The 14,285-nt window shown below is 54.4% G+C and carries 11 protein-coding genes; 3 read left to right on the forward strand and 8 right to left on the reverse strand.

Annotated elements, in window-relative coordinates; all coding sequences use genetic code 11:
• Positions 1-90 precede the first annotated feature (90 nt).
• The 4 genes from ppk1 to ACW9KT_RS03000 form a co-directional block, all read right to left on the reverse strand.
• Complete coding sequence (gene ppk1, locus ACW9KT_RS02985) at positions 91-2,235, reverse strand: polyphosphate kinase 1 (RefSeq protein ID WP_457077903.1); 2,145 nt, start codon at positions 2,233-2,235, stop codon at positions 91-93.
• Positions 2,236-2,341: 106 nt separating this feature from the next.
• On the reverse strand, positions 2,342-2,836 hold the full coding sequence (locus ACW9KT_RS02990; RefSeq protein WP_457077904.1) for a SixA phosphatase family protein: 495 nt from the start codon (positions 2,834-2,836) through the stop codon (positions 2,342-2,344).
• 684 nt (positions 2,837-3,520) lie between these two features.
• Positions 3,521-4,852 (reverse strand): GTPase HflX, encoded by a 1,332-nt coding sequence (hflX, locus tag ACW9KT_RS02995; protein WP_457077905.1) that lies wholly within the window; start codon positions 4,850-4,852, stop codon positions 3,521-3,523.
• Positions 4,853-4,948: 96 nt separating this feature from the next.
• Positions 4,949-5,464 (reverse strand): c-type cytochrome, encoded by a 516-nt coding sequence (locus ACW9KT_RS03000; protein ID WP_457077906.1) that lies wholly within the window; start codon positions 5,462-5,464, stop codon positions 4,949-4,951.
• Between ACW9KT_RS03000 and ACW9KT_RS03005 the strand changes: the two genes are divergently transcribed.
• Positions 5,451-6,572 (forward strand): glycosyltransferase family 4 protein, encoded by a 1,122-nt coding sequence (locus tag ACW9KT_RS03005; RefSeq protein ID WP_457077907.1) that lies wholly within the window; start codon positions 5,451-5,453, stop codon positions 6,570-6,572. The two genes, ACW9KT_RS03000 and ACW9KT_RS03005, sit on opposite strands and share 14 nt — an antisense overlap.
• 64 nt (positions 6,573-6,636) lie before the next feature.
• Positions 6,637-7,179, forward strand: coding sequence for a dTDP-4-dehydrorhamnose 3,5-epimerase (gene rfbC / locus ACW9KT_RS03010; protein ID WP_457077908.1), 543 nt, complete (start codon positions 6,637-6,639; stop codon positions 7,177-7,179).
• An 84-nt stretch (positions 7,180-7,263) separates the two neighbouring features.
• Here rfbC and ACW9KT_RS03015 read toward each other — a convergent pair whose 3' ends face one another.
• Positions 7,264-8,562 carry a UDP-N-acetylmuramoyl-tripeptide--D-alanyl-D-alanine ligase gene (locus ACW9KT_RS03015; protein ID WP_457077909.1) on the reverse strand — a complete coding sequence of 433 codons (1,299 nt, stop codon included), beginning with the start codon at positions 8,560-8,562 and terminating at the stop codon, positions 7,264-7,266.
• A gap of 59 nt (positions 8,563-8,621) precedes the next feature.
• On the opposite strand from ACW9KT_RS03015, the gene ACW9KT_RS03020 reads away from it, so the two are divergent.
• Positions 8,622-10,913: an FG-GAP-like repeat-containing protein gene (locus tag ACW9KT_RS03020; protein ID WP_457077910.1), complete on the forward strand. Its 2,292-nt coding sequence runs from the start codon at positions 8,622-8,624 to the stop codon at positions 10,911-10,913.
• Between the two features lie 38 nt (positions 10,914-10,951).
• On the opposite strand, the gene ACW9KT_RS03025 is transcribed toward ACW9KT_RS03020, so the two are convergent.
• The 3 genes from ACW9KT_RS03025 to msrA all read right to left on the reverse strand — a co-directional run bounded on the left by ACW9KT_RS03025 (position 10,952) and on the right by msrA (position 13,947).
• Entirely contained in the window at positions 10,952-11,755 is an 804-nt protein-coding gene (locus ACW9KT_RS03025; RefSeq protein ID WP_457077911.1) for an amidohydrolase, read from the reverse strand.
• Positions 11,756-11,867: 112 nt separating this feature from the next.
• Positions 11,868-13,043 carry a methionine aminotransferase gene (locus ACW9KT_RS03030; RefSeq protein WP_457077912.1) on the reverse strand — a complete coding sequence of 392 codons (1,176 nt, stop codon included), beginning with the start codon at positions 13,041-13,043 and terminating at the stop codon, positions 11,868-11,870.
• A 238-nt stretch (positions 13,044-13,281) separates the two neighbouring features.
• The gene (gene msrA, locus ACW9KT_RS03035) at positions 13,282-13,947 is read right to left on the reverse strand and encodes a peptide-methionine (S)-S-oxide reductase MsrA (RefSeq protein WP_457077913.1); all 666 of its coding nucleotides are present in this window, start codon (positions 13,945-13,947) and stop codon (positions 13,282-13,284) included.
• Positions 13,948-14,285 lie beyond the last annotated feature (338 nt).

The raw sequence follows: 14,285 nt of genomic DNA on the forward strand, positions 1-14,285 counted from the left end.
ACGCGCCAGCCTACCGCTCTAACGCTAGCTGCCAACTAAAGCAGCGTGCAGCCAGGCCCGCTTATAAGCGGCCCTGACTTGAGCAAATTACTACTTATGCGCTGCTTTCTTTGCACTGGACTTAGGGGCAGCAGTGGTGGTTGACTTGCTGGCCTTAGTCCCCGACTTCAGCTTCTTCAAATACTCGTAGGTGGCGAGCTGGGCTCGCACCTGGGGGGCATTTTTGTCGCCGTGACCGATGAAGTTGTTATGGAAATCGCGCGACTTCACGTTGTCTTGGCGCTGAAGGTCGAGCAGGTAGCGCACCTCGGCTCGTATTTTAGGATCGAGCAGGGGAAAGCCAACTTCCACGCGCCGGTCTAGGTTGCGGGCCATCCAGTCGGACGAGGCTATAAATACCTTTTCTTCGCCCCCATTGCCAAATACATACACGCGAGCGTGCTCCAAGTAGCGGTCCACGATGCCGCGCTGTTCAATGTTTTCGCTCTGGTCGGGCACCTGCGGGATAAGGCAGGAAATGCCCCGCACCAGCAGTTCCACCCGCACGCCGGCTGCACTGGCTTCGTAGAGCTTATGAATCATGCGCTCATCCTGTAAGGCATTTACTTTCAAGATGATGTAAGCGTCCTTACCGTCTTGGGCCAGCTTTATTTCGTGGTCAATAAGGGCGTTGAGTCGTTCGCGCAGCTCAAAGGGAGCTACTAGTAAGTGCTTGAAACCTTTTTGGGGCAGCCGATCCAAAAAGTAGTCAAACACTCGACTTACCTCGCTGGTCAGGCGCTCATCGGCCGTGAACAGACCATGGTCGGCATAAATCTGGCTGGTTACTTCATTGAAGTTGCCGGTGCTCAGGTAAGCGTAGCGCTTGGGGTGCCCATCCTCGGTGCGGGTGACCAAGGCCAGTTTGCTATGCACTTTCAAGTCAGGAATGCCAAAAATAACGTTGGCACCGGCGTCTTGCAGCTTTTCGGCCCAATACATATTCGATTCTTCGTCGAAGCGAGCCTTCAGCTCTACCACCACGGTCACCTGCTTGCCGTGTTTAGCAGCCTTCACCAGCGCCTTTGCCACCTCACTTTTAGCCGACACTCGGTACAAGGTCACGCTAATGCTGATTACATCCGGGTCGACGGCTGCGTCATTGAGAAAGCGCGTCACGTACTCGAAGGACTGATAGGGCAAATGCAGGATATGGTCGCGCTCGGCAATGGCGGCCAGCATGCTACCGCTCGTGCGCGGCAGCGTGGGGTGGGGCAGGGGCGGCTGGGCCGGGTATGTTAGGTCGGGGCGACCTACATCGGGGAAGCCGAAGAAGTCGCGGAAGTTGTGGTAGCGGCTGCCCTCCACTAGCTCTTCCTTACCAATACCGGTTTTCTGCATCACGGCGCGCAGCACTTCCTTCGGCATAGCTGGGTCGTAGAGCAAGCGGGCCGGATAGCCGGTTTCGCGCTTTTGCAGACTGCTCTTGATCTTGGCCATCAGGTTGCCCGACACTTCTTCCTGAATGTCTAACTCCGCATCGCGCGAGATCTTGATGGCGTGCACCTGCACCCGCTGGTACTGCGGAAATAGGTCGGCTGCGCAGCACCGAATCACGTCGTCCAGAAACAGCACATAGCGCTCCTCTTCTCTGGGGGGTAGTTGAACAAAACGCCCCCCATGGCGCTTAGTGGGCAATTCCATTACCAAAATACGCTCCTCAGGCAGCTTTTTCTTTTCCTTTACCGGCTCGGTAAGCATAAACGTGAGGTACACGCTCTGATCCTTCAAAAACAGATGGTGCAGGTTATCGTCGAGTATCACGGGCGAGAGCAAATCGCGCACCTTATCGCGAAAGTATGTGCACGCCCACTCGTGCTGCTCCTTGTCCAGGTCGTGCTCCGAGAGCAGATGAATGTGCTGGCGGTGCATCTCGGGTAATATGCTGCCCCGAAATGTATCGCCAAAGGCTTCCTGCTGCCGATTTACTTCCTCCAGTAAGTTTTTGAGCTGCTCGGCGGGGTCCTCACCCAGCTTGGCGCGGGTTTTCTTTTTGAGCTTTACCAGCCGGCGGAGCGTGGCCACGCGCACTTTAAAGTACTCGTCCAGATTAGACGAGAAAATGGCCATGAACTTGAGCCGCTCCAGCAGCGGTACTTCCGGGGTTTGGGCTTCTTGAAGTACGCGGGCATTGAAAGCCAGCCAGCTCAGCTCCCGGTTCAGCAAGGTGGGATGGGTCTTGGGGGGCATTTCCATGCTAAAATTTAGGGTGGAATGATGTTTCGGGCAAAATGCAGAAGTCAGCCCTTATACGCAGGGCCACCACAATGCCGGACATTCTTTTATTTATTAATTCCTGCGCTTACTCTTTCTCCCGCGGGTGGTCGTAGAAATAATACTCTGCATTATTGCGGTCGGCGTGGGCCCAGTGGTCGGTATCGAAGCGCAAACACACGATAGCGGCCGTTGGTAACTCAGGTAGTTTGCTGGGGGAGAGAAGGTTAGCAAAATCGGTAATGGTGTTGTTGTGGCCCACCAATAGCACCGAGTTGGCTTCATTAGGCAGCTCATGCATTATCCGCAGCAGGTCGCCCACGTCGGCTTGGTATATCTTCTCAATTACTTGAATCCGCTCGTGCGGGTACTTGATTACGCCTGCCACCAACGCGGCCGTGCTCATGGCTCGCACCGCAGGCGAGCTAACCAGCAGATCGATGTGAATGTTGCGTTTCGCCAAGGCCTCCCCCATAGCGGGCGCATCGGTGCGCCCGCGCCCGTTAAGCGGCCGTTCCCGGTCGCTCAAATCATCAAAACTCCAGCTCGACTTGGCGTGGCGCATCAGGTACAAGGTTTTCATAGAGGGGGTAGAGTAGTTAAGACTCCTATACTACAACTGATATGCGAGTTTTAATCAGGAAGAACGCTACGCATACGAATTTTGAGAAGATGTGCTGTGCTTTTCCAGCTCAAAACATAGCCATGAAACCAATTGGTCACAAAATCATAAACCCAACTTTGTATAAACCTTTTCTTAAAATATATAACCTAATATATCCTAAGAAGCAACTATTAAAATGTGTATGCTTGATATATTTCAATTTAATATTTGTGGCTATCCTATTCTATTTGTGTTTAAAGTAACATTAGTCAAAAAGGCTGCTCGCGTAGTCTGACTTTATTCATAAATAAAGTCAACAGCACCTTTTGTAATAAACTAGGAGGCAGTCAATTGAGAGTTGAAAACGAGCCTGATATTTGATATTGAGTAAAGGAATACAAGACGAAGCTCTTGACTTTGTAGCTTAACAGCAGCTCGTTTTTAACTTCTCGATTAATGATAACAAGGCATTTTGGGCTCTCGGCAACTTGTTTGTATAGGCTGCAAATAAAAGGTAATAGGTAAAGCGGTACGTACCGCCTTACTAAATAGATGGGGTAAGTTTTGATTGACGTGTCGATTATTATTTCACTTATTTATTGCTACAAAAAAGCCCCCCAGAAATCTCTGGGGGGCTTTTTTATGCCTTATATAAAGCGCTGGCTACTCTTCTTGATCTTCGATTACCGGCTGCTGATTAGGATAGCGCTGATAGTGCAGCTTGGCTACGTGGCGGGACAGTAAGCTTCGCAACTCATCGATATTCGTGCGCTCCTGGGCCGAAATGAAGATAACTGGGTCATGCATCTTGGCCATATAAGTGGCTTTTAGCTGCTCCAGAGTTGGCCGCACAGGAGCGTCTTCATCGGGGTTCATGCCCTCAAACTGCTCCCCAGCCGAGGCCGGCGCGTCGGTGCTGTATTGGTCTATCTTATTAAAGACTAACAGCATGGGCTTGTCAGACGCGTTAATGTCCTTTAGCGTGTCGTTTACAACGGCAATCTGCTCCTCAAACGAGGGATGCGAAATATCCACCACGTGCACCAGCAAATCGGCCTCGCGAATCTCGTCTAGTGTCGATTTAAAGCTCTCAATCAGGCGAGTCGGCAGCTTACGGATAAACCCTACCGTATCAGACAGCAGAAACGGGATGTTTTCGAGCACCACTTTGCGCACCGTGGAATCGACGGTAGCGAAGAGCTTGTTCTCGGCAAACACATCGGAGCGGGAAAGCATGTTCATGATGGTGCTTTTGCCCACGTTGGTGTATCCTACCAAAGCTACGCGCACCACGCCCGTGCGCGACTTGCGCTGGGTATTGCTCTGCTTATCAAAGTCCTCGAGTTTTTCCTTCAGAAAGTCGATCCGGTCGCGCACTACGCGGCGGTCGGTTTCTATCTCGGTCTCACCCGGTCCGCGCTGCGATACGCCACCACCACGCTGCTTGTCCAAGTGAGTCCAGAGGCCGGTGAGGCGGGGTAATAGGTATTGATACTGAGCCAGTTCGACCTGCGTGCGCGCCGTGGCCGACTTCGCCCGGCGGGCAAAAATATCGATAATGAGCAGCGACCGGTCCACGATTTTTACTTTCAACTCCGCTTCCAAGTTGCGCAGCTGAGAGGGCGACAGCTCATCGTCGAAGATGACCATGCTCGCCTGCGTGTGGTTGACGTAGGCCTTGATTTCGGCTAGCTTGCCCTCGCCCACAAACGTGCGGGTATCAGGCTTTTCTAGGCGTTGTACAAAGCGCTTGGTTACCTGGGCGCCTGCTGTTTCGGCCAGAAATGCCAGCTCATCGAGGTATTCCTGGGTAGTGGCGTCGGGCTGACGCTTGTCGGGTACGGCCACCAACACGGCTGTTTCGGAGCTCTGCGTAGTATCGTAGGTGCCCGTGACGGGGTCGCGGGTGGGCTGATTGGCCACGGGGGCATCAGTGGTATTGTGCCGGTTGCTGTTGGTGGGGCTCCAGCTATGTGACTTGGTTTTTTTTGCCATTTGGGTGGTGCTTAGTTGTGGGTGCTCAGCTGTTCGTGCTCAAAAAAGTGCGGTTGTTTATATCATTTGCCTTAGCACGAACATGCGCTACTGAAATCAATGCAGGGTTAAAGAGTAGGCAGCTACCTGCTCGATTTCCTGCTCCGTGAGTTGGTCTTTGAACGCTGGCATTTTGCCCAGGCCATTCGTTACTATGTACACGCGGCCATTGGTATTTAGGTTGCTTTTGGTGAGGTCGTGGGCACCATTATTTCCCAGCTTGCCATCGGGACCGTGACACACCACACACCGTTGTACGAAAATAGCCTCGCCCGCCGCCAACGCGTCGGTCTCCAAAGTGCCCAAAATAGCAGCCGGCGCGGCCGGGTCGGGGGCTGTCGGTGCCGTGGGGCCCGACTGCACAGGGTCGGAGGACTGGCAGGCGACCATATTCAGAAAAAAGCCCCCCAGCGCAAAAAAGCGCAGGAAAGTAGCAGCAGATGATTTCATTTCTGGACCTATAACAAACAAACGCGGCGCAAAGTACCATCCGCAGCTTAGGTCGGCATCATCTTTTCGGGCGGTGCCTTCTACCTTTGTCTGAAATACTGCCTGACTGATGCGCGTTGCCATAGTTATTAACACCTCCTGGAATATTTGGAATTTTCGGCGTAGCCTAGTGAAAGCCCTGCAGGCCGCTGGTCACGAAGTGCTAGCCGTAGCCCCCCCCGATGAGTACTCGGCCCGTTTGGAAACCGAATTAGGCTGCCGCTACGTGCCCATCCGCATGGAAAACAAAGGCACCAACCCACTGAAAGATGCCCAGCTCACACGGCGCTTTTACCAGCTGTACCGCCGCGAGCGGCCCGACGTAATCCTGCATTACACCATTAAGCCCAACATTTACGGTACGCTGGCGGCTAAGCTGGCCGGTATTCCGAGCGTGAATAATGTATCGGGGTTGGGGACGGTATTTATCATCCGCAATATGGTGAGCCGGGTAGCGCTGGGCTTGTACCGGTTCGCATTTCAGTTTCCGCGCCGGGTGTTTTTTCAAAACGACGACGACCGGCAGTTGTTTCTGCAACATGGCTTGGTGCGGGCCCAAATCACGGATTTGCTGCCCGGTTCGGGAGTGGATATCAAGCGGTTTCGGCCTGCCGCAGAGTTCACGCGCAACCAGCCATTTACATTTCTGATGGTGGCGCGGGTACTTTATGAGAAAGGCGTAGAAGAGTACTTCGAGGCGGCTCGCCTGGTACGCACCGCCGTGCCCGGCACCCGCGTACAGCTATTGGGTGGGCTGGATGAGTCGGGTAACATCGGCGTGAAGCGGGCGGTGCTGGAAGAATGGCTGCAGGCGGGCCACGTAGAATATCTAGGCACTTCTGACAATGTAGCCGAGCACCTCGCCCTAGCCGATGCCGTTGTGCTGCCCTCCTATCGTGAAGGCACGCCCAAAACCCTTCTCGAAGCCGCCGCTATGGCCAAACCCATCGTGACCACCGACGTGCCCGGCTGCCGCGAAACGGTACAGGACGGCGTAAACGGCCTGCTCTGCCAAGTCCACGACGCCTCCGACTTAGCTGAAAAAATGTTGCTGATGCTTCGCCTAAGCAACGTTGAGCTAGCCACTATGGGGCGCGCTAGCCGGAAGCTAGCGGAGCAGAAATTTGATGAGCAGCTAGTGCTGAATAAATACCTGCAAGTGGTAGCAGATGTAGATAATAAGCGTTCTTAGCCTTCGAAATGTCCTTATCTTGCCGCCGGACAACTGGCGTATTTATACTAGATCATCATTAGAAATGGAAGTTAAGGAGCACGCGCTAACCGGAGTATTTGAGTTTACCCCCCGCGTATTCACTGATGCCCGGGGGGCATTTTTTGAGTCGTTCAGTGCCCGTGAGCTGGCGAAGCTGGGCAGCACGGAAGAGTGGGTGCAGGACAATCAGTCGTCCTCGTCGCGCGGGGTTTTGCGCGGCTTGCATTTTCAGCGCCCCCCATACGCTCAAGCCAAACTAGTGCGCGTAGCTGCGGGCCGAGCGCTGGATGTAATCGTGGACATTCGGCCTGATTCGGCAACCTACGGGCAGCACCAGAGTGTGGTACTGGACGCCAAGCGATGCAATGTGCTGTACGTGCCCATCGGCTTTGCTCACGGCTTTGTTGCTCTCGAAGAGGACACACTATTTCTATATAAGTGTTCCAACTACTACCATCCGGGCTCTGAGGGTGGTCTGCATTGGAACGACCCCACGCTGAACATCAACTGGCAAGTAACCGACCCGAACGTATCGGATAAGGACCAGGTATTGCCATTTTTTAAGGATTTTGAGAGCCCCTTTTAGAAAAATGGCTTGTAACAAAAGCCGGTCACGCAGGGACGAATCCTATGCGTGGCCGGCTTTTTTGTTGAAGGAAAATCTTGTTGACTAAAGCAACGCCACTAACGTTTCCAACCCCATGCCCCTGGAGCCTTTTACCAGAATCTGGCAGCCTACTGGGGGACTTTTTTGAAGCCAAGTAGCAGCTTCGGCTTTGGTAGGAAAGTAATGAAAATTGTCACTGACAGCTGCGGCGTGGCGCATGTCGGTGCCGCAAAGGAGAATAGTATCTATGCTCTGCTTGGCAAGCAGCTCACCCAAGGCGCGGTGTTCTGCTTCGCTTTCGGTGCCAAGCTCAAACATGTCACCTAGAATAGCCACTTTTTGCCCCTCACCAGTTCGCGCCGCGAAGCTCCCAAGCGCGGCGGCCATGGAAGAAGGATTGGCGTTGTAAGCGTCTAGGATGATTTCGTTGTGTGCCGTGCGCATAAGCTGCGAGCGGTTATTAGTGGGCGCGTAGCTAGCCAGCGCGGCAGCTATGTCGGTGGTTGGTACGCCAAAAAAGCCCCCCACCGCCGCCGCTGCAGCAAGGTTCGGGAAGTTGTAGCCGCCCGTAATTTGGGCCTCTACGGTAGTGCCATCAAACAGGCGCAGTGTTACCATGGGCGCGGTGCTTAGCAACTCAGCGGGGTAAGTATCAGTGGGGCCGGGATAGGTGATGCGCTGACCAACGGCGGCAGCCAAAGTCGGCAGCTTAGGGTCGGCGGTGTTCACGAATCCTATGCCGCCGGTAGCGGCCAGAAAATTAAATAGTTCGCCTTTGCCTTTGGCTACGCCTTCTTCTCCGCCAAAACCTTCGAGGTGAGCTTTGCCGATATTAGTAATCAGCCCATGCGTAGGCTCGGCTAGTTGGCTCAGCATAGCAATTTCGCCCTGATGGTTGGCGCCCATTTCTATAATAGCCAGTTCGTGCTCCTCGGGGCGGATGGTGAGCAGCGTGAGTGGCACGCCAATGTGGTTGTTCAGGTTGCCGCGAGTGTACTGCACCTGGTAGCTCCGGCTTAGTACACTGTAGAGCAGCTCCTTGGTAGTGGTTTTACCATTGGAGCCCGTAATAGCCAGTACCGGAATGGCCAACTGCCGCCTATGGTACTGCGCTAGCTCCTGCAAAGCCACCAGCGGGTCGGGCGCGTAAGAGTAACGGTCGGGGTCGGTGGCGGCTAGGTCGGCGTCGTCCACTACGGCGTAGCGGGCGCCTTTGGTTAGGGCCTGGGGGGCAAAATCGCGTCCCCAGAAATTCGGCCCATTCAACGCCACAAACAGGGTGCCTTCCTGAGGCTGCCGCGAGTCGGTGCTGACGGCTGAACACTGCTGAAACCGGGCGTAGAGCGCCGTCACGTCTTTCATGCTTAATTAGTTATAACTTAAAGGACTAATGTTGGGTTATTAGACGTTACTTGTCTACTATGCCGCTACTTGTCCGTTTTCGCTGGTTTTTATTACTGTTAATAGGTGTGCCAGTGCTCCAAGCAGCGGCGCAATCGGGAATGCCGTTTGGGTTTGAGCAGCGGGCGGTGGCAAAAGTAACGCACGGCTCCCAGACCCTGTCTAACCCTTGGGCTGGGGGGCTAAATTCTCCGCAGTTCTCCGCTATCGACCTCAACAACGACGGCCAACAGGACCTTTATATTTTTGATCGGCAAACCAGCCGCTCGCTTACCTATCTCAACGTGGCCGTAGCCGGTGGCCGAGCCTGGCAATACGCACCCGAATACGAAGCCTTATTTCCCGCTGGCCTGCTTAACTGGGTGCTGCTGCGCGACTATGATTGCGACAACCGCCCCGATATCTTCACCTTCGCCAATGGCGGTGACGTGCGCGTATTCCGCAATGTAGCCGGCCCGAACGGACAGCCTACCTTCGAGCCGGTAAGCGACCAGCTTACTTTTTTCAATACGGCCGTCAACAGCGGCAACATCGTAACGGGGGGCTCCAATCTGCCGGCTATTCAGGATGTGAACGGCGACGGGCGCTTGGATATTCTGACCTATGACTTTGGCAGTAGCAGCCGGGTAGAGCTGTATCTGAACACTGCCACCGCGTGCGGAGGCCTCCAGTTTCGGCAGGAAACCAACCGCTGGGGCAACTTCTCGGTTTGTTTGCCGGGCTGCACGTCCTTCTCCTTTGGCACTGATGCCTGTATGGGGGGCAAAACCACCCACACCACCGGCTCTAATCTTTTGGCCCTCGACCTAGATGGCGACGGCGACCTAGATGTGCTCACCGCTCGCGACGGCTGTCCCGATCTAGTCAGCCTCACCAACTTAGGCACTGCTCTGGCGGCCAATATGACTGCGGCCAGCCTAAACGCTACTTTTCCCAGTGGCACTGCTCCCGTGCGCGTCACAAATTTTCCCGCCGGTTATTATCTGGACGTGACTTTCGACGGCCGCCCCGATTTGCTGGCTGCGCCCGCCTTGTTCGACAACCACGACCGCGTATCCACGGCGCAAACGGTGCGGCTGTACGAGAATAGTAGCACTACCTCTGTCCCAAGCTTTACCCTGCGGCATTCTGATTTCTTGCAGGCCGATATGATAGAGGTGAGTGAGGCCGCTGCACCCGCTTTTGGTGACCTCGACGGCGACGGCCTGCCCGATATGCTGGTGGCCGGCACCGACCGCCGTGCCGCCGGCTACGCCGCGTTTCTGCATTATTACCGCAATATTGGCACCGCGGCAGAGCCCAATTTTCAACTTGTGAGCAATGATTATCTGGCCTTAGGCGATAAGAAATACACCAGCTTAAAGCCCGTTTTGGTTGATTTGAACCGCGATGGTGCCCTGGATATGGCTTTTTCGGCGACCAATGGCACTGCCAGTCAGGTATTTTATGTGCTGAACCAAGCAGCTGCCGGCTGGCCAGTCGTATTTAATATAAATCAGGCCGTAGCGCTGACTAACCTGCCCAACCGTGCCGACGATGCGCCCTGCTTTACCGACGTAGACGGCGACGGTAATGTGGATCTGCTATTAGGAACCAATGTGAATACGGCGCCATCGGGCTCGCCGCGCTATGGTATTCAGTACTATCGCCACAATGGTGGGGCTTCGCTAACTCAGGCCTTCGAGCTAGTATCCGCTTCGTTTGGACAGATTCAGAGCGCAGCGGGCAATTTGCACCCCACCGTCGCCGACCTAGATGGCGATGGCCGCCCTGATTTACTTATCGCCGACGCCAATGGTGAACTGCGCTTATTCGCTGACTTCCGTACTCAGCTTTCAAATTCCGCTACGCCCTTCGTAGGTCGTGTCAATTTGATATACAGCAGCTTGTTCAATGAGTATCGGGCAACGCGCCTAGGCGTACAGCGGGGCTCAGAAGCTAAAAATCGGGTAGCTCCCATAGCCGCTGACCTCAATGGCGACGGCGCTCCGGAACTACTAGTAGGGCTAGAAAGTGGTGGTATCATAGCCTTTGCCGCTCGTGGGCGAGTGTTGAGCGCCAACCCGGCCGCCGAATTCGCGCTTGGGTTGCAGCTCTACCCCAATCCGGCCACCACTAGCACCAGCATCGAAGCAGCCCAGCCAGTCCGCCTTACCGTGCTGGACCTGACGGGCCGCCATATCCGCACCATTGCGGAGCCCGCTCGTCGTCACACCCTCGACCTCAGCGGCTTAGCGGCGGGCGTGTACTTGGTGCGCGCCGAAAGTACGAACGGTGAAGCTGCAATAGTGAAACGGCTGTTAGTGCGCTAATAAGCAAGGCGTTGACGGTTGCTTTTGCTCCCAGCGTGCTACTTGATGCCAGCCGCTACCGGCTGACCAATCACAAACTCGTCGGCATCGAGTAGGGCTGGAAAACGCTCCCGGAATTCGTCTAAGTCGCGGCGGCGAATGGTGCGGGTAATGCCAGTTTCCTGGTTTCCTACTTCTACCAGATACTCGCCGCACATATCAATAAGAGCAGAGTCGCCGGCATACGTGTGATTGTTGCCATCAGTTCCCACCCGATTTACCCCTATCGTGTAGGCTATATTCTCGATGGCACGAGCTCGCAGCAACGTCATCCAAGCCATACGGCGCACAGACGGCCAGTTGGCAACGTACAGCAGCAAGTCGTAGGGGGCAGTGGCCGGGTTGCGACTCCAAACGGGAAAACGCAAATCGTAGCACACCAGGGGGCAAATTCGCCAGCCGCGCCACTCCTCTATTAGTAGCTTAGTACCAGCTGCGTATACCTTAGTCTCACCCGCCATCCGGAATAAATGGCGCTTGTCGTAGTAGCTGAGCGTCCCGTCGGGGCGCGCCCAAATCAGACGGTTGTAGTATTTCTTGTCTTCGCGAATAATTAAACTGCCCGTTACCACTGCATTGCGAGTGGCAGCAGCGGCCAAGAGCCACGCCACGCTGGGACCATCCATGGTTTCGGCCAGTTCCGGTGCTTTCATGGAGAAGCCCGTCGTAAACATCTCCGGCAGCACTATCAGATCCGTAGGCACCGGAATATCCTGGATATAGCGAAGCAGCCCAGCTCGGTTGGCCTCCGGATTGTGCCACTCCAAATTGGCTTGGATAAAAGAAACAGTTAAGTCAGCCACAGGTGTGTAATGAGGTCAGGTTGGAGATCGGGGTGCTCGGCGCGCGATGTACTTTGAAAGCCCTATATACGACAATACTTTGATTTTGGTATAATGTCTATATAATTTTAAACTATATAGTGACACTTTCCCACTCTAGCAATCGGTTAGTGGCAGCAATGAGCGTTTCTTCCCGTTTGGCAAAGCAAAAGCGAACAAGCCCATGATCAGTTCCATCGTGGTAAAAAGCTGATACAGGTACCACCGCTACTCGTGCCTCACGGGTAAGCCGGCGCGCAAAGCTGACGTCATTTTCATTGGGCACAATGGCTGCGTAGCGCGCCAGCTGAAAATAAGCTCCCTGCGAGGGTAGCAGCTCAAAGCCAGTGGGGGCCATCAGCTCCACGAATAAGTCGCGCTTCTGCTGATAGAAAGTAGGCAGCGTATGGTAGTGGTCGGCGTCGGCGAGCACATCAGCTAGGGCGTGCTGGGTAGGCGTACTCACACTGAAGGTCACAAACTGGTGCACGCGCCGCAACTCAGCAGTCAGCAGGGGAGGAGCCACACAATAGCCAACTTTCCAGCCCGTAGCATGGTAGGTTTTGCCAAATGAAGACAAAACAAAGCTGCGCTCCGCCAGGGCCGGGTAGTGCAACGCGCTCCGGTGTGCTAGTCCATCAAAAGTCATGTGTTCATACACTTCGTCGCTGAGCAGCAGGGTAGGCGAGTCGGCGAGCAAGCGGGCGAGCTGCTGCCAGTCGTCGTCGGTGAGCACGGCCCCGGTTGGGTTGTGGGGCGTGTTGATGAGCAACAAACGAGTACGCGGCGTAAGGGCCGCGGCCACCCGCTCCCAATCGGGCCGAAAGTCAGGCAGCCGCAGGGGTACGTATACCGGAATGCCGCCTTGCAGCCGAATGGCCGGACCATACAGATCATAAGCTGGCTCAAGCACGAGCACCTCGTCCCCGGGCCGTACTACGGCGGCCAGTACAGCGTACAGTGCCTCCGTAGCCCCACTTGTAATGGTAATCTCCGTATCGGGGTTGGGGGGCAAAACGTCGTAGAGCTGGGCCGTTTTCTGGCTGATCAGCTCCCGCAGACGTGGCAGACCCGGCATGGGTGCGTACTGATGGTGGCCGCTCGTGCGGGCGTGGCGAGCCAAGGCCTCGGTCAGCGCCACCGGCGGGTCGTAGTCAGGGAAGCCCTGCGCCAGATTAATGGCTCCGCACTCAGCCGCCAACTGCGACATCACAGTGAAAATGCTGGTGCCTACGTCGGGCAGCTTGGAGGTAAAAGCAGGTAAAGCCATAGAGAAGAAAAGCCCAACAGGGCGTACAGAGCCACTACAATGTGTCCAGACTAAGGTGATTATCAGTAAAACAGAGTTTCAGCATACTGGGCTCTAAGTTTACGCAGCTTAGGATAGATTTCTGCACAAGCTTACAAATGACGTTAGCGCAGATTAGATAACCTTTTTTATATATCAAAAAAGCCCCCCACGTTTGCTGTGGGGGGCTTTTTCGTTGAGTTACACTCTATATATAACGCTACAAAGGCTTTTTAAGCAACTCCGGAAACATCTTTCGAAATTTTTCCACCTTAGGCGCAGATACTGCCTGTATATAGGAGTCGTTGGGGTGCAGCCGGTAGTAGCCCTGATGATAGTCCTCGGCGGGCCAAAACTCTGTGAAAGCCGCTACCTGCGTCACAATAGGGTTTGGGTATTGCTTAGCAGCATTTACGCGCTTAATAGCTGCCGTAATTTGCTCTTTCTCCTGGGGAGTGCGGTAGAAAGCCGCCGAGCGGTACTGTGTGCCTGCATCGGGTCCTTGCCGGTTGAGGGTAGTAGGGTCGTGGGCGGCGCGGAAGAAAACATCAAGCAGCGTGACGTAGCTTACTTGCTTGGGGTCGTAGTAAATCTGTACAGCCTCGGCATGACCAGTTTGCCCACGGCCTACTTGCTCGTAGGTTGGCTTTTTCTCGGGGCCACCCGCGTAGCCCGATACGACCTCGCGCACGCCGCGTACCTCCTCAAACACTTCCTCAGTGCACCAAAAACACCCCCCAGCGAAGGTGGCCACAGCTAGCCCCTGTAGGTTGGTAGGTGCCTTACCCGCCGTGGAGCGGGTGGGTTGGGCATCCGAGCGATTCTGGGAGCAGGCTACTGCTCCCAGCAGTAAGCCTAATAAGTAAAATTTCAAGTGACGTATCATGCGCTAATGTACGTAGCGGGTGCCCAACCGGACGCTCAACAGTAGCTTCTCAAGCCAATAAAACTGAGTGAGCCTCTAAGCTTAACTGTCAGACCCCGCTACGGTGAAAAATGGAAGAATATTTTTTGCAACAGAACATCCAATCAACCTTTCACATCGTAAATAGTTCAATTATTCATTAAGGAGCACATGTATATGCTCGGTCACATTTTGCAGGATACCTATATGAACAACTAGTTATAGGAGGACATCATTGAAGAATTGGAAAGGGCAATAATGGCTTCACTGGTTAATTGAATTAATTCACTTTCTGATTTAGATAAATTCTTAGAATGTAA

The organism is Hymenobacter sp. HD11105 (genome assembly GCF_054051685.1).